At 72.4% G+C, this 25,172-nt stretch carries 25 protein-coding genes and 1 pseudogene; 18 read left to right on the top strand and 8 right to left on the bottom strand.

Annotation, left to right across the window (positions count from 1 at the left end):
- The first annotated feature begins 104 nt into the window (after positions 1-104).
- Together ACLF5H_RS34075 and ACLF5H_RS34070 are read left to right on the top strand one after the other, a co-directional pair.
- Positions 105-680 carry a TetR family transcriptional regulator gene (locus ACLF5H_RS34075; RefSeq protein WP_421679870.1) on the top strand — a complete coding sequence of 192 codons (576 nt, stop codon included), beginning with the start codon at positions 105-107 and terminating at the stop codon, positions 678-680.
- 29 nt (positions 681-709) lie between these two features.
- Positions 710-1,099: a cytidine deaminase family protein gene (locus ACLF5H_RS34070; RefSeq protein ID WP_421679940.1), complete on the top strand. Its 390-nt coding sequence runs from the start codon at positions 710-712 to the stop codon at positions 1,097-1,099.
- Between the two features lie 138 nt (positions 1,100-1,237).
- Here ACLF5H_RS34070 and ACLF5H_RS34065 read toward each other — a convergent pair whose 3' ends face one another.
- From ACLF5H_RS34065 to ACLF5H_RS34055, 3 genes are read right to left on the bottom strand one after another with little or no spacing between them, the layout of a single operon-like run.
- Positions 1,238-1,519, bottom strand: a complete 282-nt coding sequence (locus ACLF5H_RS34065) for a hypothetical protein (RefSeq protein ID WP_421679869.1) — start codon at positions 1,517-1,519, stop codon at positions 1,238-1,240.
- Positions 1,520-1,577: 58 nt separating this feature from the next.
- Positions 1,578-3,671, bottom strand: coding sequence for a 4-alpha-glucanotransferase (gene malQ, locus ACLF5H_RS34060; protein ID WP_421679868.1), 2,094 nt, complete (start codon positions 3,669-3,671; stop codon positions 1,578-1,580).
- Positions 3,672-3,959, bottom strand: a complete 288-nt coding sequence (locus ACLF5H_RS34055; protein ID WP_421679867.1) for a hypothetical protein — start codon at positions 3,957-3,959, stop codon at positions 3,672-3,674.
- 109 nt (positions 3,960-4,068) lie between these two features.
- On the opposite strand from ACLF5H_RS34055, the gene ACLF5H_RS34050 reads away from it, so the two are divergent.
- The 3 genes and pseudogenes from ACLF5H_RS34050 to ACLF5H_RS34040 all read left to right on the top strand — a co-directional run bounded on the left by ACLF5H_RS34050 (position 4,069) and on the right by ACLF5H_RS34040 (position 6,494).
- A complete protein-coding gene (locus ACLF5H_RS34050; protein WP_421679866.1) occupies positions 4,069-4,602 on the top strand; it encodes a PadR family transcriptional regulator in 534 nt (177 codons plus the stop codon).
- Positions 4,603-4,619: 17 nt separating this feature from the next.
- Entirely contained in the window at positions 4,620-5,327 is a 708-nt protein-coding gene (locus ACLF5H_RS34045) for an ABC transporter ATP-binding protein (RefSeq protein WP_421679865.1), read from the top strand.
- Between the two features lie 2 nt (positions 5,328-5,329).
- A pseudogene (locus ACLF5H_RS34040) lies at positions 5,330-6,494 on the top strand (ABC transporter permease).
- A 45-nt stretch (positions 6,495-6,539) separates the two neighbouring features.
- Here ACLF5H_RS34040 and ACLF5H_RS34035 read toward each other — a convergent pair.
- Positions 6,540-6,713: a DUF397 domain-containing protein gene (locus tag ACLF5H_RS34035; RefSeq protein WP_086806028.1), complete on the bottom strand. Its 174-nt coding sequence runs from the start codon at positions 6,711-6,713 to the stop codon at positions 6,540-6,542.
- Between the two features lie 4 nt (positions 6,714-6,717).
- Complete coding sequence (locus ACLF5H_RS34030; protein ID WP_361668209.1) at positions 6,718-7,602, bottom strand: helix-turn-helix domain-containing protein; 885 nt, start codon at positions 7,600-7,602, stop codon at positions 6,718-6,720.
- A 135-nt stretch (positions 7,603-7,737) separates the two neighbouring features.
- Between ACLF5H_RS34030 and ACLF5H_RS34025 the strand changes: the two genes are divergently transcribed.
- Positions 7,738-8,211: an ATP-binding protein gene (locus ACLF5H_RS34025; protein WP_421679864.1), complete on the top strand. Its 474-nt coding sequence runs from the start codon at positions 7,738-7,740 to the stop codon at positions 8,209-8,211.
- On the opposite strand, the gene ACLF5H_RS34020 is transcribed toward ACLF5H_RS34025, so the two are convergent.
- Complete coding sequence (locus ACLF5H_RS34020; RefSeq protein WP_421679863.1) at positions 8,165-8,767, bottom strand: hypothetical protein; 603 nt, start codon at positions 8,765-8,767, stop codon at positions 8,165-8,167. The two genes, ACLF5H_RS34025 and ACLF5H_RS34020, sit on opposite strands and share 47 nt — an antisense overlap.
- A gap of 274 nt (positions 8,768-9,041) precedes the next feature.
- Entirely contained in the window at positions 9,042-9,578 is a 537-nt protein-coding gene (locus ACLF5H_RS34015; RefSeq protein WP_085564765.1) for an HNH endonuclease, read from the bottom strand.
- 349 nt (positions 9,579-9,927) lie between these two features.
- On the opposite strand from ACLF5H_RS34015, the gene ACLF5H_RS34010 reads away from it, so the two are divergent.
- The 11 genes from ACLF5H_RS34010 (at position 9,928) to ACLF5H_RS33960 (ending at position 22,685) form a co-directional block, all read left to right on the top strand.
- On the top strand, positions 9,928-11,013 hold the full coding sequence (locus ACLF5H_RS34010) for a mechanosensitive ion channel family protein (RefSeq protein WP_421679939.1): 1,086 nt from the start codon (positions 9,928-9,930) through the stop codon (positions 11,011-11,013).
- A 92-nt stretch (positions 11,014-11,105) separates the two neighbouring features.
- The gene (locus tag ACLF5H_RS34005; RefSeq protein WP_421679862.1) at positions 11,106-11,744 is read left to right on the top strand and encodes a Uma2 family endonuclease; all 639 of its coding nucleotides are present in this window, start codon (positions 11,106-11,108) and stop codon (positions 11,742-11,744) included.
- Between the two features lie 107 nt (positions 11,745-11,851).
- On the top strand, positions 11,852-13,063 hold the full coding sequence (locus ACLF5H_RS34000) for an ROK family transcriptional regulator (RefSeq protein WP_421679861.1): 1,212 nt from the start codon (positions 11,852-11,854) through the stop codon (positions 13,061-13,063).
- Between the two features lie 90 nt (positions 13,064-13,153).
- Positions 13,154-14,506 carry an ABC transporter substrate-binding protein gene (locus ACLF5H_RS33995; protein WP_421679860.1) on the top strand — a complete coding sequence of 451 codons (1,353 nt, stop codon included), beginning with the start codon at positions 13,154-13,156 and terminating at the stop codon, positions 14,504-14,506.
- Positions 14,507-14,509: 3 nt separating this feature from the next.
- Complete coding sequence (locus ACLF5H_RS33990) at positions 14,510-15,451, top strand: carbohydrate ABC transporter permease (RefSeq protein ID WP_421679859.1); 942 nt, start codon at positions 14,510-14,512, stop codon at positions 15,449-15,451.
- 2 nt (positions 15,452-15,453) lie between these two features.
- Entirely contained in the window at positions 15,454-16,347 is an 894-nt protein-coding gene (locus ACLF5H_RS33985) for a carbohydrate ABC transporter permease (protein WP_421679858.1), read from the top strand.
- A 7-nt stretch (positions 16,348-16,354) separates the two neighbouring features.
- On the top strand, positions 16,355-17,620 hold the full coding sequence (locus ACLF5H_RS33980; protein ID WP_421679857.1) for a 6-phospho-beta-glucosidase: 1,266 nt from the start codon (positions 16,355-16,357) through the stop codon (positions 17,618-17,620).
- Positions 17,611-18,597 (top strand): N-acetylglucosamine kinase, encoded by a 987-nt coding sequence (locus ACLF5H_RS33975; RefSeq protein WP_421679856.1) that lies wholly within the window; start codon positions 17,611-17,613, stop codon positions 18,595-18,597. The genes ACLF5H_RS33980 and ACLF5H_RS33975 overlap by 10 nt, the downstream gene beginning before the upstream one ends.
- Before the next feature lie 436 nt (positions 18,598-19,033).
- Positions 19,034-20,329 carry a hypothetical protein gene (locus tag ACLF5H_RS33970; protein ID WP_421679938.1) on the top strand — a complete coding sequence of 432 codons (1,296 nt, stop codon included), beginning with the start codon at positions 19,034-19,036 and terminating at the stop codon, positions 20,327-20,329.
- A gap of 14 nt (positions 20,330-20,343) precedes the next feature.
- Positions 20,344-21,372 (top strand): glutamate ABC transporter substrate-binding protein, encoded by a 1,029-nt coding sequence (locus ACLF5H_RS33965; RefSeq protein WP_421679855.1) that lies wholly within the window; start codon positions 20,344-20,346, stop codon positions 21,370-21,372.
- Positions 21,373-21,413: 41 nt separating this feature from the next.
- On the top strand, positions 21,414-22,685 hold the full coding sequence (locus ACLF5H_RS33960) for a hypothetical protein (protein ID WP_421679854.1): 1,272 nt from the start codon (positions 21,414-21,416) through the stop codon (positions 22,683-22,685).
- Between the two features lie 22 nt (positions 22,686-22,707).
- Here ACLF5H_RS33960 and ACLF5H_RS33955 read toward each other — a convergent pair whose 3' ends face one another.
- Positions 22,708-23,076 (bottom strand): hypothetical protein, encoded by a 369-nt coding sequence (locus tag ACLF5H_RS33955; protein WP_421679853.1) that lies wholly within the window; start codon positions 23,074-23,076, stop codon positions 22,708-22,710.
- Here ACLF5H_RS33955 and ACLF5H_RS33950 point away from each other — a divergent pair.
- Complete coding sequence (locus tag ACLF5H_RS33950; protein ID WP_421679852.1) at positions 23,051-25,171, top strand: tetratricopeptide repeat protein; 2,121 nt, start codon at positions 23,051-23,053, stop codon at positions 25,169-25,171. The genes ACLF5H_RS33955 and ACLF5H_RS33950 overlap by 26 nt on opposite strands.
- Position 25,172 lies beyond the last annotated feature (1 nt).

Here is a 25,172-nt window from a genome sequence, read left to right as displayed (position 1 = left end):
TGTTGGCCAACGTCCGTTGACAACGGTACGCGCGGGACCGGGACGGGTCAACACTTGTTGGCCCACACTTGTTGGCCTACGTATGTTGGCCTACGCTCGTTGTCATGACCGAAAAGCACCCACCCCCGCCCCGCCGCTCCGACACCACCCGCACCGCCATCCTCACCGCCGCCCGCGAACGCTTCGCCGCCGACGGCTACGACCGGGCCACCATCCGCGCCATCGCCAAGGACGCGGGGATCGACCCGTCGATGGTGATGCGCTACTTCGGCAGCAAGGAGGGACTGTTCGCCGCGGCCATCGACGTCGATCTGCGGCTGCCCGACCTGACGTCCGTACCGCGGGAAGACGCCGGCCGCGCTCTGGTGGGCCACTTCCTCGACCTGTGGGAGGGGAACGAGCATCTGCGGGCCATGATGCGGGTCGGCGTCACCAACCAGGCCGGTGCCGAGCGGATGCAGGGCGTCTTCCGCGACCAGCTGCTCCCGGTGGCCCGGCAGGTGTGCCCCGACCCCGAGCAGGTCCCGGCCCGCGCCGCCCTGTGCGCCGCCCAGCTCCTCGGCCTGGCGCTCACCCGGCACGTCCTCCGGATGCCCGCCGCGCAGGCGCTGACCAGGGAGGAACTGGTGGCCTGGATGGGCCCGACGGTGCAGCGCTATCTGATCGCGCCGAACCCGTGACGGCCGTGGACACCATCACCCCTGACGACATGGCCCTCGTCGCCGCCGCCCGCCGTGTCGCCGAGGAGTACGCGCGCCCCGACCTGCACACCGTGGCGGCGGCCGCGCGCACCGGCGACGGCCAGATCGTCACGGCCGTGAACGTCTACCACTTCACCGGCGGCCCCTGCGCCGAGCTGGTCGTGATCGGCGCCGCCGCCGGGCAGGGGTCGTACGAGCTGACCGCGATCGTCGCCGTGCGCTCGCGCGACATGGCGGTGATCCCGCCCTGCGGCCGCTGCCGGCAGGTGCTGATCGACTACTTCCCCGGCATCGACGTCCTGGTCCGGCCCGAGGGGCGGCGGCTGACCCGGCTGCCCGTCGCCGAGCTGCTCCCGGCCGCCTTCAGCCGCAGCCGGTCGGCACCGCGGGAGTCGTAGAAAGCCGCAGGGCCCGTAGGAAGCCGTGGCGCGCACCGCCGCGAAAACGCCGAGGGCGCCGACCTCACCCGGGTACGCGAGGGACACGTACCGACGGGAGGACAGGCGCCCCCGGCGTAAGAACCGATGAACCGGCGATCAGACCTTGGTCTGGGCGTCGGGCTTGACGTTGATGTTGGACGAGGGGGTCTTGCCCTTGCCGCGGGACTTGTCCAGCGCCATCACCAGACCGGCGATGACCCCGAAGAGGACCAGCGGGAGCAGCACGTACAGACCCAGCGTCTGGACGACGCTCAGGCCCGGACCGGGGTCGTCGCCGTCGTCGCGGATCAGCGCGAGCGCAGGGGACGACATGAGCAGCATCATCAGCGTCGTACCGGCGCCCAGGGTGCCGGCGCGCAGGGCGTTCTTCTTGTCCACGATCTCAAGTTAGCGAATCACCCGGAAGGACGCGCGCCCGGGGTCCCGTAGCGCCCCCTCAACCGCCCCTGAGCTGGGCGAACACCTCCAGGAGCGCGCGCAGTCGCGGGGCGGCCGTCAATTCCTCCAGCGGCACCGCCCTGCCCTCGCGGTCCGCGATCGGCAACCGCCAGTTGGGGTATTCGGCGCAGGTGCCCGGCAGATTCTGCGGGCGGCGGTCGCCCACGCCGTCCGGGAGCCAGACGCCGATCAGCCGGGCCGGGGTGCGCAGCAGGAACCGGTGGACGGCTCGGACCTCCGCCTCCTCGTCGGTGCCGGGCGGCCCGGTGGCCGTGCTGTCCACCAGGTCGAGGCTGCCCAGCAGGGCGAGCCACTCGGCGGCGTCGGCGACGGCCTCGGCGCGTTCCTCGGCGGCGGGGCGGGTGAGCAGGCCGAGCCGGTCGCGCAGTTCGACGTGGTCGCCGCTGAGGCGGGCGGCGGTGGGCGGCAGATCGTGGGTGGTGGCGGTGGCGAGGCAGTCGGCGCGCCAGCGTTCGGGGGGCAGCGGGCGGCCGTCGCCGGTCCAGTCGCGCTCGAACCAGAGCACGGAGGTGCCGAGCACACCGCGCCGTTGCAGGGTCTCGCGGACGCCCGGCTCCACGGTGCCGAGGTCCTCGCCGATGACGACGGATCCGGCGCGCCCGGCCTCCAGGGCGAGGACGGCGAGCATGGCCTCGGCGTCGTAATGGACGTACGTGCCCTCGGTGGGCGGGCTGCCCTGGGGGATCCACCAGAGCCGGAACAGGCCCATGACGTGGTCGATGCGCAGGGCGCCCGCATAGCGGAACAGGGCGCGCAGGAGGTCGCGGAAGGGGGCGTAGCCGCAGGCGGCGAGGCGGTCGGGGCGCCAGGGCGGCAGGCCCCAGTCCTGGCCGCGCGCGTTGAAGGCGTCCGGGGGCGCGCCGACCGACGTACCGGCGGCGAAGACGTCCTGCTGGGCCCAGGAGTCGGCGCCCTCGGGGTGCACGCCGACGGCGAGGTCGTGCACGATCCCGACCGGCATCCCGGCCTCCCGGGCGGTGCGCTGCGCGGCCCGCAGCTGTCCGTCGGTGAGCCAGGCGAGGCGGGTGTGGAAGGCGACGCGGTCGGCGCGTTCGGCGCGGGCGCGGGCGGTCGCTTCGGAGCGGGGGTCGCGCAGGCCGTCGGGCCAGGTGGTCCAGTCGGGGCCGTGGGTCTCGGCGAGGGCGTAGTACGTGGCGTGGTCGTCGAGGGCCCGGCCGTGGGCGGCGCGGAAGGCGTCGTAGGCGGCGCGTCGGCCGGGTCCGAGGGGGACGGCGAGGACCGTCTCCAGCGCCTCGCGCTTGAGTTCCCACACCGCGTCCCGGTCGATCAGGGCGCCCTTGTCGAGGACGGCGGCCCGCAGCCGCGCGGCCCGCTCCAGCAGCCCGGCGAGCCGCTCGCGGTCCTCGGCGTACGCGTACTCGGGTACGTCCTCGACCCGCAGATGCACGGGGTCGGGGAAGCGCCGGGAGGAGGGCCGGTACGGCGAGGGGTCGGTGGGCGCGCCGGGCACGGCCGAGTGCAGCGGGTTGACCTGCACGAACCCGGCTCCGGCGACGTTCGAGGCCCAGCCGGCCAGCTCGGCGAGGTCTCCGAGGTCGCCCATGCCCCAGGAGCGGCGGGAGAGCAGGGAGTACAGCTGGACGAGGAGTCCGTAGGAGCGTCCGGGCGGCGCGGGCAGCCGGTCGGGGGCGACGACGAGGTGGGCGTGAGCGGTGCGGCCGTCGGGGGCGGTGGCGGTGATCCGGTGGACGCCGAGGGGCAGCCCGGCGACGAGGGGTTCGCTCGCGCGGTACGACTCCTCGCCCTCCTCCGTCTCGATCCGCACCCGGGTGCCGGGCGGCAGGGCGGTGAGGGCGGCGGGGTCATGGGTGTCACCGGCCCAGTGCACGACGGTCGGCGGCAGCAGGCGCTCGCCCAGCGCGCGTTCCCGGTCGGCGAGCGCGGCGCGGACCGCTTCGGGGGTGGTGGCGTCGACGCCGAGGGCGCCCAGCGCGGCGACGACGGCGGAGGTGGGGACGGTGACCGTACGGTCCGGGGCGGGGCGGTAGGAGACGGCGACCCCGTGCAGCTCGGCGAGCCGTGACAGCTCGTCCGCGCGCGTCCCCGTCATCTACGACCCCGCCGCGTAGGCGTCCGACTCGCTGGTGAGGGTGCTGGTGTCGGCGAGCGGCGGCTCGCTGGTCAGGGGCTCGGCGGCGGGCAGCGGCGGCTCGCTGGTGAGCGGCGCCGTGGTGGCGGCGGCCTCCGCGTTGAACGCGTACAGCCTGATCTCTCCGGTCTCGGTCGACTCGATCGACTCGATGGTCTCGGCGGACGTCTCCGCCAAGGGTTTGCGCGCGCCGTGGGCGCGGCCGTGTTTCCACTGGGCCGGGATCGGGGTGCGGGCCGGTGCGGGCACGGGGGCCTCCTCGTCGTGGGGTCTTCGGGGGTCATCGCAGCCCTACCCCGAGAACGCCGCCGCACTCACTATTCACTCAGTACATGTACCTGGTGCATACTGATCCGCCATGAGCACCCGGCACATCCTCCTGGGCCTGCTGGAGGCGGGGCCGAGCCATGGCTACGACCTCAAGCGCCGCCACGACGAACGCTTCCCGCAGGCGCGCCCGCTGGCCTACGGGCAGGTCTACACAACGCTGCAACGCCTGGTCAGGGACGGTCTCGCGAAGATCGAGGGGACGGACGCGGACGGCGGTCCCGAGCGCACCCTGTACCGCTCGACGGCCGCCGGCGCACGCGAGCTGGCCCGCTGGGCCGGTGAGATCGCCCCGCCCGCGCCGTTCGTGGCGAACGAGATCTTCGCCAAGGTCGTCGTCTCCATCCTGGCCGGCGGTGATCCGGCCGCCTATCTGCGCGCCCAGCAGGCCGCGCACAAGGCACGGATGCGGGAGCTGACGGCGGTGAAGACGGGCCCGGGCGCCGATCTGGCGACCGTGCTCTCGGCGGACTACGCCCTGAACCACCTCGACGCCGACCTGCGCTGGATGACCACCACGGGGGCCCGGCTGACCACATTGACCTCGGAGGTCGAGACGACATGAAGCACAGGGGGGACCTGATGAAGCACAGGGGGGACCTGATGAGCGGCGCGGAGCCGTTGCTGGCGGGCCTGGATCTGGTCAAGGCGCACGGCAGGACACCGGCGCTGCGCGGCGCCTCGATCGCGCTGGCCGCGGGCGAGATCCTGGCCGTGACGGGGGCCAGCGGCAGCGGGAAGTCCACACTGCTGCATGTGCTGGCGGGGATCGTACGACCGGACGAGGGCTCGGTGTCGTACGCCGGGCAGCGGCTCGACCGGCTGCCGGAGCGGCGGCTGACCGAGCTGCGCCGTACCGAGTTCGGGGTGGTCTTCCAGTTCGGGCAGCTGATCCCGGAGCTGACGGCCGCGGACAACGTGGGGCTGCCGCTGCTGCTGGCCGGAACCTCCCGCGCCGAGGCCCGGCGGCGGGCGGGCGAGTGGCTGGAGCGGTTCGGGGTGCGGGAGCAGGAAGAACTGCGGCCCGGTCAGCTCAGCGGCGGACAGGCGCAGCGGGTGGCGCTGGCGCGGGCACTGGTGACCGGTCCGAAGGTGGTCTTCGCGGACGAGCCGACGGGCGCCCTGGACTCGCTGGCGGGCGAGCGGGTGATGACGGCGCTGGTGCGTACGGCCCGCGCGGCGGGTACGGCGGTCCTGCTGATCACGCACGACGCGCAGGTCGCGGCGTACGCGGACCGCGAGGTGCGGCTGAGCGACGGTCTCGTGCTCCCCGCGGAGGTGGCGGCGTGAGCGTGTGGACGGAGGCACGGCTGGCCTGGTGGCTCGGCCGGGGCGCGGACCGGCGGGAGTGGTGGCGGGCCGGGCTGACCGCGGCCGGGTCCGCGCTGGCGACGGGATTCGCCCAGGCCGCGGTGGCTTTGGCCGCGCTGCGGGGGCAGTACCGCGTCTCCGTCGGCGACGGTCTGCTGGACCGGCCGGGCGAGCGCTCGGGGGTCGTCCTGGCCCTTCTCCTGCTGCTGGTGCCGGTGCTGGGCTTCCTCGGGCAGTGCGCCCGGATCGGTGCCGTGCACCGCGATCGGCGGCTGGCCGGGCTGCGGCTGGCCGGTGCCACCCCGGCCCAGGTGCGCCGGATCGCCGCGCTGGAGACCGGTCCGGCCTGTCTGCTGGGCTCGCTGCTCGCCACCGTCGCCGCCGTCACGGCCGTACTGCGCCTGTGGAGCAGCCCGGAACCGGCGGCCTGGGCCGGCCTCGCGCTGATCGCGCTCGGGGTGCCGGTGGTGGGCACGGCGGTGGCCGTGCTGGCGCTGCGCCGACTGGTGGCCTCGCCGCTCGGCCGGGTGCGCCGGGTGCGGCCGCGGGCGGCTGGTGGCGCGCCGGGCCCGGACCGCGGCGGCGCTGATCGCGGCGGAGCGGCTGCGCGACGATCCATGGGCCGCGGCCCGCACCCACGCGGCGGTCCTGCTGGTCACGGTGGTCGGCACCGGCTTCGCGGGCGTGCGGCAGACGCTCCTCGCCGATCTGCACCGGATGCGCCGGGACCATGGGCTCGGCATGCCGATGTCCTTCTACACCACGGGCATCGACCTGACCGGCGCCGCGATCCTGGTCGCCCTCGCGATCACCCTGTGCGGGCTCGCCGTGGCGACCGCCGAGTCCCTGGCGAGCCGCCGTCGGGGGCTGGCCGCGCAGGTCGCCGCCGGGGTGCCGCGGGCGGTGCTCGGCCGGGCCCTGCTCCTGGAGACCGCCCTGCCGCTGCTGCCCGCGCTGGTCCTGGCGGGCGCCGGAGGCATGCTGATCGGCACCGGGTACGCCACGCTGACCGGCGGCACCGTCACCGTGCCGTACGCCGCCCTGCTGGCGCCGGTCCTCGTCTACGCCTGCTGCCTGGCCTCGGCGGCCACCACCCTGCCCCTGCTGCACCGCTCGGCACGGCCGGGGGAGCTGCGGTACGCGTGACGCCGCCCGGTCCCGGGGGCGCGGGGGGCTCCCGGGACCGTGCCGTCAGCCGAGCGAAACGGTGAACTCCGTCCAGGCACGGGGGTCGAGACGGAGCAGCGGCCCGTCGGGGGTCTTGGAGTCGCGGACGGCGACGACGTCGGGGACGTTGCGGGCGACTTCGACGCACTCGCCCCCGGTGTTGCTGTAGCTGGACTTCACGAAGTCGAACTCGGGCATGAGGTCAGATCTCCTGGCGAATGGTGTCGATCAGCTGGGCCGAATCACGCTGGGCGCGGCTGAGCCGGGCCGTGCGCTCGAAGAAGGCGTCGTACGCCGTGCTGTCGGACTTGTTCTCCGCCCACACCGTGGACGTGTTGGTGTCCGCGTGAACGACGTCCACCGCCTCACTCTCAGCGAACGAGATGATGGTAAACGAAGCGGTGAGACACGGGTGTCCGCCCGCGTGGAACGGCAATACCTGCAAGCGGACGTTGGGCAGTTCGGCCACCTTCAGCAGGTGCTCCAGCTGGGCGCGCATGACGCCGGGACCGCCGATCAACTGCCGCAGTGCCGCCTCCCAGACGATGGCGTACACCTCAAGTGGGCGCTCGTCGTGCAGCCGTTGCTGACGGCGCATGCGAATCTCCACCAGGCGCTCGATCTCGTCCGGGTCCTCCCAGACGCCCGCGCCTTCGCTGACCGCGAGCGCACGGGCGTACTCGGCAGTCTGGAACAGACCGGGGACCAGGGAGAGTTGCCATGTGCGCACTCGACTGGCGGCAGCCTCCAGTGCGATGTACTCCGTGAGCGCGCCAGGGTGGGGCGAGTCCTGCCACCAGCCCTTGGCCTTACGGCGTTCGCGGTCCAGTCTTGCCAGGTCCAGCAGCCGGCCCACCGCTTCGGGATCGTCGAGCCCATAGCACTCGCAGAGCACGCGGATGTCCGGGTCCCGCATCGGGACCCAGCCCTGTTCCATCTTCACGATCTTCGAGTTCGTCGCGTTGATCGCCTCGGCGGCCTGCCGTTGGGTCTTGCCCGCCGCGTCCCGCAGCCGCAGCAGTTCTCCACCGAGCCTGCGGCCCAGGACAGTTGACGTTCGGTTACCCAGGGATGAGGTACGAGTCACGGCCCCAGTCTGTCGCATCCTGACGGCACGTCACTCGTTGGGGACAATTATCTCCGCAGACATTGCATCCATAACTCAAGCCTCGCTACCGTCAGCCTCCGGTCGCTCACTCAGCGAATTCACCGGAGGCTCCCCATGCCCGACGCCACCCCCTCCCCCATCCCCCTCGTCCACGAGGACCAGCTCGACTACACCCCCCTCCCCCGCAGCGTCACCCTGGCCCGGCACCGCACCGTGCGCCTGGTCGGCGCGTGGGGGTACGCGGCGCTCGCCGACGACGTCGCCCTCGTCGTCAGCGAGCTGATGACCAACGCCCTGCTGCACGGCAGCCTGCGCGGCCGGCTCATCCGGCTGCGGGTCCTCACCACGGCCGCCACGCTCCGCGTCGAGGTCAGCGACCCTCGCGGCGAGCGCCGGCCGACCCTTCGCGCGGTGACCGGCGACCAGCAGTTCGGGCGGGGTCTGCTGCTGGTCCAGGCACTGGCGGACGACTGGGGCGTGGCGCCACGGGTCGGCGTCGGCAAGACGGTCTGGGCTCAGTGGAGCCTCAGGCTCACGCCGGTCACTGCTCCGGGTGACGGAGTTCCAGTGGGGCACCGAGCCGGGTGAGCGATGAATTCCCTCTTCGCACGGCCTGAACGCGCGCGCGTTCGCCAGGCAGCAGGACGAGGAGGACCAAGGGGCCGGTCAGATCCCGCCTGGAGAGCGCCGAGGCCTCGGGGAGGGCCGGTGAAAAGCGCTCGATCTCGATGAGGTCCGCCGCACCGCTCACCAGGAGCTCCCACACGTGTACGAACTCCTCTCCGTCGCTCTTGGGGCCGGGTCTCGCGTACACCAGGGACCCGGATTCAGCGACCACGGACATCGGCGCCCCGGCGAGCGCGCACTCGACGGCGGAGGGGTCCGCCGTCTCCACGCCCACGAAGCCCCCGCTGAGATGTTCCGGGCACTCCCAGACGCCGTCTTCCCCACGCGAGGAGTAGTACAGCTCTTCGGCCATGAGGCCGTCGCCCCTGCGGTGCAGAAGGAGGACGAACCCGAGGTCGCCGCTGATCCAGACGTCAGCGACGTGGGGGGTACCGGCGTCCAGCGGCAGGCGCTTCACGGCGGTGCGGGCACCCAGCGGCACCCCCGACCGGAGGGCGGCCCCGGCGATGTCAGCCATCGGCTCTCTCACTGACTTCTTTCACTTTCTCGCCCGCATCACAGCCGTGATACCGCCGCAAAGGCACTGAACGTAAGGGTTTGGTAAGAGCAACAGATGGTCACAAGGAGCGCACACCGGACCGTGATCGTCAAGTGATGAGCGTGACGTCACGCAGCGCAACGCGACAGGGGCAGCGCCGGCCGATACGACCGAAGGGCGGGCACGCCCCCGCGCCCCGCGTCCCCGTCCGAGGAGGCCGGGGCGCGGGGCGGACGCGCGGAGGCCCGGATCGTCAGGCTGAGATGCCGTCGATCCGGGCCATGGCGTCGTCCGCGCCGTACGGCTGTAGGTAGGGCAGCCAGCGCGGGTCCCTATGGCCGGTGCCGATGATGCGCCAGGCCAGACCGGTGGGCGGGGCCGGTTTGTGGTGCAGGCGCCAGCCCAGTTCGACGAGGTGGCGGTCGGCCTTCACGTGGTTGCAGCGGCGGCAGGAGGCCACCACGTTGTCCCAGACGTGCTTGCCCCCGCGGCTGCGCGGGATGACGTGGTCGACGCTGGTTGCGACGCCACCGCAGTACATGCACCGGCCCCCGTCGCGTGCGAAGAGCGCACGGCGGGTGAGCGGAACGGGCCCGCGGTAGGGAACCCGGACGAATCGCTTGAGCCGGACCACGCTGGGTGCGGGGAGTGTGACGGTCGCGCTGTGCATGAAGGCGCCGGATTCCTCCAGGGAGACGGCCTTGTTCTCCAGGACGAGGATGAGCGCGCGGCGGAGCGGTACGACGCCGAGCGGCTCGTACGACGCGTTGAGGACCAGGACATGCGGCACGGGTGCCTCCTTGGGCGTCGGCGGCGCGTGGCTCGCGCCGGGACGATCTGCAGCCAGTCTCCCCTCATGCCTGGTGGCGGCGCCACCATGTCCCGGTAACGGGCTGGGAGTGTTTTCGACCACAGGTGATACATCCCCAGGATCACGGCCTGTTCAAGCCAGGGTGAGCCGTGTCTCTCCTGCGCCCCTCCTTGGCGGAACCGCACAGGACACCCACAATGCCCCGTTAGTGTGGTGGTGCTGGCCGTCCGGTGATCTTTTCGTGACCTCGCAGACCCTGCCCGCCCCACCGGTACGGACCGTGCAGCACCTGGAGGTACCTGCCGTGTCGTCCTTGCCCGTGGCCCTGATGGCCGCCGGTGCGTCTTCGTCCCCGTCGCCGTCCCCGTCGGGCACGGCGCCCGCGGTGCCGTCGCTCCAGGACGCCCAGGAGAGCGCGACGAACGCGGCGAGCTGGGTCGAGCAGAACTGGTCGACGTGGCTCGCCATGGGACTCCAGATCCTGCTGATCATCGTGGTGGCGGTCGCGCTGCGTTCGGTGGTGCGGCGGGCGATCACCAAGCTGATAGAGCGGATGGCCCGGACCGCGCAGGCCGTGGACGGCACCGCGCTGGGCGGGCTGCTGGTCAACGCGGAGCGGCGGCGGCAGCGGTCGGCGGCGATCGGGTCCGTGCTGCGCTCGGTGGCGAGCTTCCTGATCCTCGGTACGGCGGCGCTGATGGTGCTGTCCACCTTCAAGATCAACCTGGCCCCGCTGCTGGCGTCCGCCGGTGTCGCCGGTGTCGCGATCGGTTTCGGCGCGCGGAACCTCGTCACGGACTTCCTGTCCGGCGTGTTCATGATCCTGGAGGACCAGTACGGCGTCGGCGACGTGATCGACGCGGGCGTGGCCACCGGCGAGGTGATCGAGGTCGGGCTGCGCGTGACGAAGCTGCGCGGCGCCGAGGGCGAGATCTGGTACGTCCGCAACGGCGAGGTCAAGCGGATCGGCAACCTGTCCCAGGGCTGGGCGACGGCCGGGGTCGACGTGACCGTGCGGGCGAGCGAGGACCTGGACAAGGTCAAGGCGACGCTGGACGAGGTCGCCGAGAAGACGAGCAAGGAAGAGCCCTGGAACGAGCTGCTGTGGGGCCCGATCGAGGTCCTCGGCCTGGACTCCGTGCTCATCGACTCCATGGTGGTCCGCGTCTCCGCCAAGACCATGCCCGGCAAGTCCGTCACCGTCGAACGCGAGCTGCGCTGGCGCATCAAGCGCGCCTTCGACGCGGCGCACATCCGCATCGTGGGCGGCGCGACGGCGATCGAGGACGCGGAAGACCTCCCCGACCCGACCGCCGCGGTCGCCGCCCCCTCCGCCTTCTCCAACTCCGACTCCCCGCAGTCGATGGCGACGACCCCGATCACGACACAGCGGACGGTTCCGCCGAGGAAGTAGAGGAAGTAGGGGAACGGTTCAGCACGCTCGTTCGAGTGAAGGGGTGGGGCATTCCGGCGCGGTGGCGTTCGGGGTGCCCCACGGTGCTGTCCATGGACAGTACCGGTGATGCCGTTCCGGACCTCATGGCTCAGCTGGAGCCGGACCGCCTGCTGGCGGCGTACGAGGCGGTGTCACCCATGCCCGTACGCCCCGAGTTCCTCGAAGGCCGCGCCTACCTGCCGCAGTCGCCGCCCGATCACGGGCACGGCAGCGCGGTCATGAGCCTGCTTCTCCAGTTCCGGTCGGCGGCGGTCCCGGGCGTCGGCACGGGCAACGGGTACCGGTTCACCGGCCGGACCGGGAGCACGGCCGGGCTGCTCGTCCCCGACATCCACGTCCGGAGCCGAAAGGCGACCAGCGCCGACGAGGCCCACTACGCGGCATATCCGGGCTGGTACCCCAGCGACATGCTCGACCTGGTCGGCGAGGTCACCTCCACCGACCACGAAATCGACACCGGCCCCAAACTCCACGCCTACTCCGCCGCCGGCATCCCCGTCTACGTCCTCATCGACCGCCGTTCCAAGACCGCCCACTGCTACACAAACCCGGCCCTGCCCGGCGACGACCCCGCCGACGCCTACTACGAGCACGACACCAAGGTCGACCTCGGCGACCCCCTCCCCCTGCCTGCGCCGTATCCCACCCTCGACACCACCACTTGCTCCACGACCGGGCCTGAGAGGTAACGACTCCGTTGCCTCTCAGCTCCCGCGTATTGACGCCCCCTCCCCGCCGGGCTTACGTTCGGCCACAATAGGAAAGTTTCCTAACAGTGAGGCAGGTGTCGGGACCCATGGCAGGAACGGCCGGTACGCCGGGGACTCCGCGCGTGCTGCGGGCGATGAATGATCGTGCCGCGCTGGATCTGCTGCTGGAGCACGGGCCGCTGTCCCGGACCCGGATCGGGAATCTGACGGGGCTGTCCAAGCCCACCGCCTCCCAGCTGCTGGCCCGCCTTGAGGCCGCGGGGCTGGTCAGGGTCACCGGGACCAGCGAGGGCCGGCCGGGGCCCAGCGCCCAGCTGTACGCGGTGCACCCCGGTGCCGCCTACGCCGCCGGGCTCGATGTCGCACCCGACCGCATCCGCGCCGCCGTCGCCGACATCACCGGCCGCACGGTCGGCGAGTACGAGCTGCCCACCCCCGGCAGAAAGCCCGCGCAGTCCGTCGTACGACAGGTCACCGACGCCCTCGACGGCGCCGTGAAGGCGGCCGGGCTGGCGCGCGGCGAGCTGCACCGGGTCGTCATCGGCACGCCCGGCGCGTTCGACCCGAACACCGGGCGGCTGCGCTACGCCTCGCACCTGCCCGGCTGGCACTCCCCCGCGCTGCTCGACGAACTCGCCGCCGCGCTGCCGATGCCGGTCGAGTACGAGAACGACGTCAATCTCGTCGCCGTCGCCGAACAGCGCCTCGGCGCCGCCCGCGGCCACGGGGACTTCGTGCTGCTGTGGAACGAGGAGGGCCTCGGCGCCGCCCTCGTCCTCGGCGGCCGGCTGCACCGCGGCTGGACCGGCGGCGCCGGTGAGGTCGGCTTCCTGCCGGTGCCGGGCACGCCCCTGGTGCGCCAGGTGACCCGGGCCAACAGCGGCGGCTACCAGGAGCTGGCCGGTGCCCAGGAGCTGCCGAAGCTGGCCCGTGAACTCGGCGTCCCGGACGTGCCGCCGGGGCCGTACACCGAGGCGGCGCGCGAGCTGCTGGCCCGCGCCGCCGACCACGCGGACGGCCCGCACCGGGAGCTGCTGACGGCGTACGCGACCCGTCTCGCCACCGGTCTCGCCGCACTCGTCTCGGTCCTCGACCCCGAACTCGTCGTCCTCAGCGGCTCCGCCCTGACCGCGGGCGGCGAGGTGCTGCGCGCCCTGATCCAGGCCGAGTTGGAGGAGCTGGCGGCGACCCGGCCCCGGCTCGTCCTCGGCGACATCCGTGAACACCCCGTGCTGCGCGGCGCGTTGGAGTCCGCGCTCGCCACCACCCGGGACGAGGTCTTCGACACCTCGCGCTGACCGCCCCGGGCCCCAATAAAGCCCGGGCCACGAATTGCCCCCGCACCGCGCCCTCCCCACCCCGACCCGAACCGTCCTGGGAGATCCGCCATGCCCACAGCAACCCCCGGAGTCACCAGAGCCACCCGCAAAGCCGCCCTCGCCCTCACCGCCTCCGCCCTGCTGCTGACCGCCGCCTGCACCGGGCAGTCCGACGCGGGTGCCACGGACGACCCCACCAAGGACACCACGATCAACTTCTGGCACGCCTGGAGCGCGCCGAACGAGGTCGCGGCGGTCAGGTCGCTGGTCGCCGGGTTCGAGAAGGCGCACCCCAACATCCATGTGCACATCGTCGGCAACATGACCGACGACAAGATCAACCAGGCGCTGCGCACGGGCGGCGGCGACGCCCCGGACGTGATCTCCTCCTTCACCACCAACAACGTGGGCAAGTTCTGCTCCTCCGGCGCGCTGATCGACCTCGACCCCTTCCTGAAGAAGGCGGGCATCGATCCCGCGACGACCTTCCCGAAGGCCATGAACGAGTACACCCGGTTCGACGGCGACCGCTGCACCGTGCCGCTGCTCGGCGACGCGTACGGGCTGTACTACAACAAGACGGCGTTCGCGAAGGCCGGGATCGAGCAACCCCCCAGGACCTGGAGCGAGTTCGAGGCCGACGCCAAGCGGCTGACCGTGCCCGCCGGGGACTCGTACCGGCAGCTCGGGTTCATGCCCGACTACCACGGCTGGGAGACCACCACCGAGCACTACCTCGGCCAGTTCTCGCCGACGTACTTCACCAAGGACGGCAAGTCGAACGTCGCCGAGGACCCGGCGTTCAAGCAGGGGTTCGCGCTCCAGAAGCGGCTCGTGGACGAACTCGGCGGATTCCGGAAGCTGGAGAGGTTCCGCTCCACCCTCGGCGACGAGTGGGGTGCCAAACACCCCTTCCACACCGGCCAGGTGGCCATGCAGCTGGACGGCGAGTGGCGGCTCGGGATGGCCGAGCAGACCAAGCCGACGTTCGAGATAGGCGTCGCCCCGCTGCCCGTACCGGACGACCAGAAGGACCAGTACGGCAAGGGCTACATCACCGGCACCATCACCGGCATCGCCGCCACCAGCCGCAAGCAGAACGCCGCCTGGGAGTTCGTGAAGTACATCAGCACGGACACGGACGCGGTGGTCGGCTTCGCCAACGACATCCACAATGTGCCGTCCACGCTCGCGGCCCTCAAGTCCCCCAAGCTGAAGTACGATCCGCGCTTCAGGACCTTCCTGGACATCGCCGCCGACCCCGACTCCACCACCACGCCCGCCTCCCTCAACGGCGGCCAGTACCTGGTGACGCTCCAGCAGTTGGGCTACGACTACGAGAGCGGCAGGGTCACCGATCTGACGGCCGGGCTGAAGAAGGCCGCCGCGCAGATCGACACGGACATCGCGCAGGCGAGGTAGCCGATGAGCACGCTCACCCTGGCCGCCAAGCGCCGCCGCTCGGCGCTGCGCACGTTCGCCTTCCTGTCGCCGTGGCTGATCGGCTTCGCGGTGTTCTTCGCGTACCCGCTGATCTCGACGGTCTACTTCTCCTTCATGCACTACGACGGCTTCCGGCCGCCCACCTGGAGCGGCGGGAAGAACTGGACGTACGTCTTCAGGCACTACCCGCTGTTCTGGCCCGCGCTGCGCAACACGCTGTGGCTGGTCGTGGTGATGGTGACCCTGCGCGTGGCCTTCGGGCTCGGCATCGGGATGCTCATCACGAAGATCAAGACGGGTACCGGCGTCTTCCGCACCCTGTTCTACCTGCCCTACCTCGCCCCGCCGGTCGCCGCCACCATGGCCTTCGCCTTCCTCCTCAACCCCGGTACCGGGCCGGTCAATTCACTCCTGGAGAAGGCGGGGATCCCGGCGCCCGGCTGGTTCAACGACCCGGACTGGTCCAAGCCGGCGCTGACCCTGCTCGCGCTGTGGGGCATCGGCGATCTGATGGTGATCTTCATGGCCGCGCTGCTCGACGTGCCGAGGGAGCAGTACGAGGCGGCCGAACTGGACGGCGCCTCCGCCTGGCAGCGGTTCCGGTACGTGACGCTGCCGAACATCTCCCCCATCGTGATGTTCGCCGTCGTCACCGGCGTGATCCAGGCGATGCAGTGCTACACGGAGCCGCTGGTCGCGGGGAAGGTCGCCTCCGGGGTGATCCAGGGCGCGGGCGCCCAGTTCGAGCCCGGCTACCCGGACAAGTCCACGCTCACGCTGCCCCAGCTCGTCTACAACCTCGGCTTCCAGCGCTTCGACTACGGCTCCGCGTGCGTCGTCGCCCTCGTACTCTTCGCCCTCTCCATGGCGTTCACCGCGCTTCTGATGCGGCGCCGGGGCGGCCTGATCCAGGCAGGTGACTGACCATGACCCAAGTCCTCGCCACGCCGACCGAGTTGGCGCCGATGTCCACGCCCGCGCGGCGCACCGCCCGCCGCAAGGAGCTGCTCCGGTGGATCGCGGTGCACTCCCTCGGCGTCGCCGCCGCGCTCTTCTTCGTGCTGCCCTTCGTGTTCGTGCTGCTGACCTCGCTGATGAGCGACAGCCAGGCACTGAGCCGGGACCTGATCCCGGGCACCTGGGAGTGGGGCAACTACCGCAAGGTCTTCGACACCCCCGGCTTCCTCACCTGGTGGCGCAACACCCTGATCTACGCGGGCCTGGGCACCGCGCTGACCGTGGTGTCCTCGATCCCGGTGGCGTACGCGCTCGCCAAGTTCCGCTTCCGGGGCCGCAATCTGGCCCTGATGCTGGTGATCTCGATGATGATGCTGCCCCCGCAGGTCGTCGTCATCCCGATGTACCTCTTCTGGGCGAAGCAGCTGGGCCTGTCCGGGACGCTGTGGCCGCTGATCATCCCGATGGCGTTCGGCGACGCGTTCTCGATCTTCCTGCTGCGCCAGTTCCTGATGACGATCCCGAACGAGTACGTCGACGCCGCCCGGGTGGACGGCTGCGGCGAACTGCGCACCCTCGTCCGGGTCGTGCTGCCGATGGCGAGGCCCGGCATCGCCGCCGTGGCCCTCTTCCAGTTCTTCAACGCCTGGAACGACTACTTCGGCCCGCAGATCTACGCCTCCGAGAACCCCGGCGCCTGGACGCTGAGTTACGGCCTGGAGTCCTTCAAGGGCGCGCACCACACCGACTGGAACCTCACCATGGCCGCGACGGTACTGGTCATGGCCCCCGTGATCCTCGTGTTCTTCTTCGCCCAGAAGGCGTTCGTCGAAGGCGTCACGCTCACCGGAGTGAAGGGTTGATCTCTGTATGAAACTCACCGTGGTCGGCGGCGGCTCGACCTACACCCCCGAACTCATCGACGGCTTCGCCCGGCTCAGGGACACCCTGCCCGTCGAGGAACTGGTCCTGGTGGACCCGGACGCCGAACGCCTGGAACTGGTGGGCGGGTTGGCCCGGCGGATCTTCGCCAGGCAGGGGCACGGCGGGAAGATCGTGACCACCGCCGACCTGGACGCGGGCATCGACGGCGCCGACGCGGTGCTGCTCCAGCTGCGCGTCGGCGGCCAGGCGGCCCGGCAGCGGGACGAGACCTGGCCGCTGGAGTGCGGCTGTATCGGCCAGGAGACCACCGGCGCGGGCGGCCTCGCCAAGGCGCTGCGCACCGTACCGGTCGTGCTGGACATCGCCGAGCGGGTCCGGCGCAGCAATCCGCGCGCCTGGATCATCGACTTCACCAACCCGGTCGGCATCGTCACCCGCGCCCTGCTGCACGCCGGGCACCGCGCGGTCGGCCTGTGCAACGTGGCGATCGGCCTCCAGCGCAAGTTCGCCGACCGCCTCGGGGTGATCCCGCAGGACGTGCACCTCGCGCACGTGGGGCTCAACCACCTCACCTGGGAGACCGCCGTACGGCTCGGCGGGCCCGAGGGCGAGAACGTGCTGCCCAAGCTGCTCGCCGAGCACGGCGACGCCATCGCCGACGACCTGCGGCTGCCGCGCGCCCTCCTCGACCGCCTCGGCGTCGTCCCCTCGTACTACCTGCGCTACTTCTACGCCCACGACGAGGTCGTACGGGAGCTGCGCACCAAGCCCTCGCGGGCCGAGGAAGTGGCCCGGATGGAGCGGGAGTTGCTGGCGATGTACGCCGATCCGGCCCTGGACGAGAAGCCGGCGCTGCTCGCCAAGCGGGGCGGGGCCTACTACTCCGAGGCCGCGGTGGACCTGGCGGCGGCGCTGCTGCGCGGCGAGGGCAGCCCGTACCAGGTGGTGAACACGCTGAACAAGGGCACGCTGCCGTTCCTCGCCGACGACGCGGTGATCGAGGTCCAGGCCGCGGTCGGCCCGAGCGGTCCCGCGCCGCTGCCGGTGCCTGAGGTGGACCCGCTGTACGCGGGCCTGATCGCGAACGTGACGGCGTACGAGGAGCTGGCCCTGGAGGCGGCGCTGCGCGGCGGCCGGGACCGGGTCTTCCGCGCCCTGCTCGCACACCCGCTGATCGGCCAGTTCGAGTACGCCGAGACCCTGACCGACCGACTGATCGCACACAACCGGGAGCATCTCGCGTGGGCCTGACCTCGACCGACACCGCGAGCGTGCTCGCCATCGACGCGGGCAACAGCAAGACCGACGTGGCCGTGGTCAGTGCCGGGGGCGAGGTGCTGGCCACAGCGCGCGGCGGGGGTTTCCGGCCGCCCGCGGTCGGTGTCGCGGCGGCCTTCGACGCGCTCGCCGAGCCGGTGCGCCGGGCGCTGGCGGACGCGGGCCTTGACCGTGTCAGCCATGTCTCCGCGTGCCTGGCCAACGCCGATCTGCCGGTGGAGGAGGAGCAGTTGGCGACCGCGCTGCACGCGCGCGGGTGGGGCGGCGCGGTGGAGGTGCGCAACGACACCTTCGCGATCCTGCGCGCGGGCGTCGCCGAGCCCCGGGGCGTGGCGGTGGTCTGCGGGGCGGGCATCAACTGCGTGGGGATGCGGCCCGACGGCCGTACCGCCCGCTTCCCGGCGATCGGCCGGATCTCCGGTGACTGGGGCGGCGGCTGGGGCCTCGCGGAGGAGGCGCTGTGGTTCGCGGCGCGGGCCGAGGACGGCCGGGGCGAGCCGACGGCGCTCGCGCGCTCCCTGCCCGCCCACTTCGGGCTGTCCTCCATGTACGCGCTGATCGAGGCGCTGCACCTGGAACACCTGGCGCCGGAGCGGCGGGGCGAGCTGGCCCCGGTGCTGTTCGCCACGGCGGCGGGCGGCGACCCGGTGGCCCGGTCGATCGTGGACCGGCTCGCGGACGAGGTGACGGTGCTGGCCACGGTCGCGCTGACCCGGCTCGAACTGCTGGACGAACAGGTGCCGGTGCTGCTCGGCGGGAGCGTGCTGACCGCCGGGCACGACCGGCTGGACGACGGCATCCGCGCCCGGCTCGCGGCCCGCGCCCCCAAGGCCGCCGCGCATGTCGTCAACGCGCGTCCGGTGCTCGGCGCCGTCCTGCTCGGACTGGACCGGATCGGGGCGGCGGTAGGGGCGCAGGAGCGGGCGCGGAGGTACTGGGAAGCGCCGTGAATCCGCCCTGAACGCCCCCTGTGGAGAAACGGTTTCCTCGTGGCGGGACAGGGCATGACGCGCTCCCCGGCCCGAGGAACCGAACATCTGCTCCCGGCGTGTATAGGGGCAGCGCACACTGGGTTCCGCGCAAGATCCAGTGAAGGCCGGTGCGGAATGTCGGTCCGTGCGGCGATACTTGGCTGCGTACGGATGACCATGGGGGAGGTCGAGTGACACACCCGCCGCAGAGCGCAGCACCACCCATCGCGGGCTCCGCCGTGTCCGCCGCCCCCGGCATCCCCGCCCAGCCCGGCCCGCCCGCTCCGGCGCCGTCCCACGCATCGCCCCACGCGCCGCACCCGCCCACCGGGGAGGCCAGCATGTTCGGCGAGGCCGCCGCGACCAGGGCGTGACCGCCCTCGTGGTAGCGGTGATCTTCTTCTCCTTGTCCGACATGATCCGGGTCCGCTTCTGCGGGCCCGCGACCACCGAGCCGGGCCGGCTGCGCGTCATCGGTGCCGTACTCGCCCTGCTGGTCGTGGTGTTCGGCGCGGTCACCGCCTGGCAGAGCAGCGAACGCGCGGCCGCCGCCGACGACGTGCTGCACCGCAGCCAGCCGCTCAGCTCCGGCGCCGCCGACATCTACCGCTCGCTGGCGGACGCCAACACCGCCGCCTCCAGCGGCTTCCTCGCGGGCGGCCAGGAGCCCGCCTCGACCCGCGACCGGTACGAGAAGGACATCAGCTCGGCCGCCTCCGGTCTGGTCACGGCCGCCGCCAACGCGGAGCCGGGCTCCGCCTCCGAGGCCACCATCGCCCGGCTGAACCGGCTGCTGCCCGAGTACAAGGGCCTCGTCGAGCGGGCCCGCACCTACAACCGGCAGGGCTACCCGGTCGGCGGCGCGTATCTGCGGTACGCCAACGAGAAGATGCAGACCCAGATGCTCCCGGCCGCGGAGGACCTCTACACCAAGGAGAACGCGCGCCTGGACGCCGACTACGGGGACGCGACGCCGTACCCCTGGGCGGCCATCGCGCTCGGCGTGCTCACCCTGGCCGCGCTCGGCTGGGCCCAGCGCCGCGACTATCTGCGCACCAACCGCGTCCTGAACCACGGTCTGGTCGCGGCCGGCTGCGCCACCGTCGTCGCCCTGCTGTGGCTCACCGTGGGACACACCGTCGCGCGCTCCGAGCTGACCGGCTCCTACGACCACGGCATCCGCTCCCTGACCGTCCTGCACGACGCCCGCATCGCCTCCCTGAAGGCGCGGGGCAACGAGAACCTGAGCCTGGTGGCGCGCGGCGCCGAGACCGTCACGGTCGACGGCAAGCAGTACGACACGTACTACTACGACTTCGACAAGGACATGACCGTACTCGGCAAGGGCCTCGTCCGGGCGGAGCGGCTCGCCGACGACTCCGGCGGCACCGCGCCCGTGAAGTCCGCCGAGACCGGCACCGCGCTGTGGAAGCAGCGCCACACCGCGGCCCGCACCGCGGACGAGAACGGCGACTACCAGCAGGCGCTGGACAAGGTGATCGGCGCCAAGGGCACCACCGGCGAGTGCTTCGACGGTGTCGACAGCGACCTCGCCCGCGCGATAGGCCATGAGCAGGCCGAGTTCCAGCGGGCCGCCACGAGCGGGCGGGACGCCATGACCGGGCTGCCCGTGGGCGCCGCCGCCCTCGCGGTGCTCGGCGCGGCGGGCGCGCTCGCCGGGATCGGCCGCAGGCTTTCGGAGTACCGGTGAGAAGGGGCGGGGCGATGGACGCGAGCCGGCTGCGCGGCTGGGGCGGGGTCGGCACGATGGCGGTCCTGTGCGCCCTGGCGCTGGCCTTCGTCCTGCTGCTGCCGTGCACCCAGATCACGCACCACCACCACGCCGCCCCGGACCGGGCCGGGCAGCAGCTCGCCGAGGGCAGCCAGGCGCGCGCCGGGTCCTGCCAGGACTCCGAGGCGCAGGCGCAGACCCTCGCCCCCTCCGGCGCGGACGGCCCGACCATCGACGCCATCAAGGCCCGCGAGGGCGCCCGGCGCAAGCTGATCGTCGGCGTCGACCAGAACAGCTACCGCTGGGGCTACCGCAACCCCAACACCGAGGGCGCCCAGCTGGAGGGCTTCGACATCGACCTGGTGCACCGCATCGCGCAGGACATCCTCGGCGACCCGGACGCGGTCCAGTTCAAGGCGATACCGACCAACCAGCGCATCTCGGCGATCCAGGACGGCCGGGTGGACATGGTCGTGCGCACGATGACGATCACCTGCGAGCGGCTCGGGCAAGTCGCTTTCTCCGCGCCGTACTTCAAGACCGGGCAGCAGGTGCTCGCCCCCAAGTCGTCGACGATCACCGGGTACAACGACACGCTGGCGCACAAGAAGGTGTGCACGGCCACCGGTTCGACGGGGTACGCGAAGCTGGACGCGGACAAGAAGGTTGGGACGCTGCCCGCCTCCACCGACCTCTCCACCACCGTGCCCAACCAGCTGGACTGCCTGGTGCGGCTCCAGCTCGGCGAGGTGGACGCGGTGGTCACCGACGGCGCCCTCGCCGCGAGCCAGGCAGCGCAGGATCCGACGGTGGAGCTCAAGGGCGCGCCGTTCACGACCGAGTACTACGGAGTGGCGATGCGGAAGGACGCCTCCGATCTGGTGCGCCGGGTCAACCGGGTCCTGGTCGCCTACCGCGCGAGTGGCTGGCAGGCGTCGTACGACACATGGCTGTCGGCCACACTGGGAAAGGACTCCTCGGCGTCCAAGCCGCCCGCACCGCAGTATCTGCGCACCAGTTGAACCACGGCCGACCGGAACACACAGCAAGCGAGAGGTGATCGATGGGCGTCACGGACCCCGCCGGGCCGGTGATGGACCGGGACGAGGTGGACCGTGCGCTGGCGCGGCTCGGCCAGGAGCACGAGGCCATCGAGACCTCGCTGCTCGCCCTCCAGGACCACGCGGGCCGCAGACTCCTGGAGGGCGCCGAGCTGTCCGGCGTCACCCAGGAGCGCTGGCGGACCACGGAGGACCGGATCACCCTGCTGTGGTCGTACTTCGACGCCTATACGGCCGCGCTGCGCGGCGCCCGCGAGATCCGCGCCCGGCGCCGCTGGTCCAGCCGGGAGGACCTGGCCGAGCTGACCGAGCTGCTGCGCGGCACCTCCGTGGCGGTCGCCGGGCCCGGCACCGGCAGGCTCAGCGAGAGCTTCTCGCTGGCCGAGCTGGTGGAGCGGATGAACGAGCTGTACGCGACCAGCCTGGACCTGGTCGTGACCGCCGACGCGGTCTGGTCGGCGCTGCCCGCGCGGATCGACCTGCTCGCCGCCGAGCTCCAGCGCACCCGGCAGCTCGCGCACTCCGTCGGCGTGCGCCCCGGCGAGCACCCGGCCGGGGACGACCTGGAGCGGATCACCCGCACCCTGACCCGGCTGCGCGCGGACGTGATCCGCGACCCGCTCGCCTTCTGGGTGCCCGCCCGGGGCAGTTCGGCGCCCGGCGGCGGCCGCCCGGACACCACGGTGTACGACCGCGAGGCGCGCGCCCTGGAGGACGTGCGCCGGGAGATCGACGCGGTGCTGACCGTGCGCCAGGACGCGGAGGCCCGGCTGATCCGGCTGCGGGACGTCCTCTCGCGCGCCGACCGCACCCTCGCCGAGGCCCGCACGGCGCGCGGCGAGGTGCTGGCGAAGATCGCCGCCACCGAGGTGCCGGTGGTCAGCGGCCCGCCGACCGCGCTCCAGGAGCAGCTGGCGACGGCGGCCGAGTACCGGCGGGGCGCCCAGTGGCACCGGCTGTCCCCGCTGCTGGAGTCCCTCGAACAGCGAGCGGAGGACGAACTGCTGCGCGCCCGCGAGCAGTTGACCGCGGTCACCGCGCCGCTCGCGGTCCGCGCCGAACTGCGCGGCCGGCTCGACGCCTACAAGGCGAAGGTCTCCCGGCACGGCCTGGCCGAGGACCCGTTCCTGGTGGAGCGGTACGACGCCGCCCGGCGGATGCTGTGGAGCGCGCCCTGCGATCTGCGGGTGGCCGAGGGCGCGGTGCTGCGCTATCAGCGGGCGGCGGCCGAACTGCTGGACGGCGCGCCCGAGGACCGTAAGGGGGACCAGTGATGAGCGGGGCCGGGCGGGCCTGTCAGCGGCCGGGCTGCGAGGGGTCGTACGAGGACGTCGGCGGCGGCGAGCTGTACTGCGACACCTGTGGCCTGGCGCCCGTGGTGTCGCCGACCGGGATGGTCGGCTCGCCGCCCACCGGGCTGACCCGGGGCGCCGCCGAGAGCCGGGGTTCCGGCAGCGCCCGCAGCGCGCGCACCTCCTCGCAGTCGTCCAGATCGCGGCGCTCGGTGTCCGGGCGGCTCTCGCGGTCCCTGTCCGGCGCCGCCGCCACCGCCCGCTCGGTGTCGGTGCGCAGCTCCGGCTCCTCCTCGGGGTCCTCGGGGCGCGGCCGGCTCGGCGCGGGCCTGGTGGAGGTGCCGCAGGTGCCGCGGCCCGACCCGCACACCATGGTCCTCGACGACCCCGAGGTACCCGAACGCAAACGGTTCTGCTCCCGCTCGGACTGCGGGGCGCCGGTCGGCCGGGCCCGGGGCGAACGGCCGGGCCGTACCGAGGGGTTCTGCACCAAGTGCGGCCACCCGTACTCCTTCGTGCCCAAGCTGAAGGCCGGGGACATCGTGCACGGCCAGTACGAGGTCGCGGGCTGTCTCGCGCACGGCGGCCTCGGCTGGGTCTATCTCGCCGTGGACCGGGCCGTCTCCGACCGCTGGGTGGTCCTCAAGGGCCTGCTGGACACCGGGGACCAGGACGCGATGGCCGCCGCGATCTCCGAGCGGCGCTTCCTCGCGGAGATCGAGCACGCCAACATCGTGCGGATCTACAACTTCGTGGAGCACCTGGACCAGCGCACCGGCTCCCTCGACGGCTACATCGTCATGGAGTACGTCGGCGGCAAGTCCCTCAAGGAGATCGCCAACGCCCGCCGCACGCTTGAGGGCAGGCGCGATCCGCTGCCGGTGGAGCAGGCGTGCGCGTACGGCATCGAGGCGCTGGAGGCGCTCGGCCATCTGCACAGCCGCAACCTGCTGTACTGCGACTTCAAGGTCGACAACGCCATCCAGACCGAGGACCAGCTCAAGCTGATCGACATGGGCGCGGTGCGCCGCATGGACGACGACGAGTCCGCGATCTACGGCACCGTCGGCTACCAGGCCCCCGAGGTCGCCGACGTCGGCCCCTCGGTGGCGAGCGACCTGTACACCGTGGGCCGCACTCTCGCCGTGCTGACCTTCGACTTCCAGGGCTACACCAACGTCTACGCCGACTCGCTGCCGGACCCCGAGACCATAGACGTCTTCCGCCGCTACGAGTCCTTCTACCGCCTCCTGGTCCGCGCCACCGACCCCGACCCGGCCCGCCGCTTCGGCTCCGCGCAGGAGATGGCGGAGCAGCTGACGGGGGTGCTGCGGGAGGTCGTGGCCCTCCAGAGCGGCCGGGCACGGCCCGCCCTTTCGACCCTGTTCGGGCCCGAAGTGCGGGTCACGGACCCGGAGTTGTTCCCCCCTCTGCACGGCGATGTGTCGCGGCTGGGGGCGCGGCAGATCCCGGCGCGGAGGCGAGGGGCCGCCCCCCTCGCGCCGGTCCCGTCGCCGCCCGCCCTGGTCAAGCCGCTCGACTTCCCCGCCGCCGCCCTCGCGCTGCCCGTGCCCCTGGTCGACGCGAGCGACCCGAACGCCGGTTTCCTGGCGGGCCTCGTGGCGTCCGCGCCCGGTGAGCTGCTCGGGGCGCTGGCGGCGGCGCCCGCGCAGAGCGTGGAGAGCCGGCTGCGGCAGGTGCGGTCGCGGCTGGAGAGCGGGGACCACCACGGCGCCAGGAGCGGGCTCGCCGCGCTGGACGAGGAGCGGCCCGAGGACTGGCGGGTGGTCTGGTACCGGGGCCTGGCGGCGCTGGTCACCGGCGACTTCGAGGGCGCCGCGCTCGCCTTCGACGCGGTCTACGACGCCTTTCCCGGCGAGGCCGCGCCCAAGCTGGCGCTCGGCGCCTGCGCCGAGGTGCTGGGCCAGCTGGACAACGCGGCCGACTACTACCACCTGGTGTGGACGACCGATCCCAGTTATGTGAGCGCGGCGTTCGGGCTCGCCCGGGTGCGGCTCGCCGCCGGGGACCGGCAGGGTGCGGTGCGCACGCTGGAGTCGGTGCCGGAGTCGTCCATCCACTACACGGCCGCCCGGGTCGCCGCCGTCCGGGCCCGGCTCAGAGGACGCGCCGCGGCCGTGGGTGACGTACCGTTCCTGGAGGATCTGACCGCCGCCGCCGGGCAGGTCGAGGCGCTCCAGGCGTACGGGCTCGACCCGGCGCGGCGCGAGGTGCTGTCGGCGGAAGTGCTCGGCTGTGCGCTGGACTGGATACTCTCCGGGGACCGGAACACCGCCCGGACGGCCTCCGGCGGGCAGTCGCTGCTGGGCAGCGGACTGGACGAGCGGGGCCTGCGCTTCGGCCTGGAGCGCGCCTACCGGGCGCTGGCCCGGCTGGCCCCCGGCGGCCAGGAGAGGAACGAACTGGTGGAACGGGCCAACCGTTACCGCCCCCGGACGTGGGTGTAGT

Origin of the sequence: Streptomyces sp. LaBMicrA B280 (assembly GCF_049222185.1) — a bacterium.
Lineage (GTDB): Bacteria > Actinomycetota > Actinomycetes > Streptomycetales > Streptomycetaceae > Streptomyces > Streptomyces murinus.
This window is presented reverse-complemented; position numbering and strand designations above follow the sequence as displayed.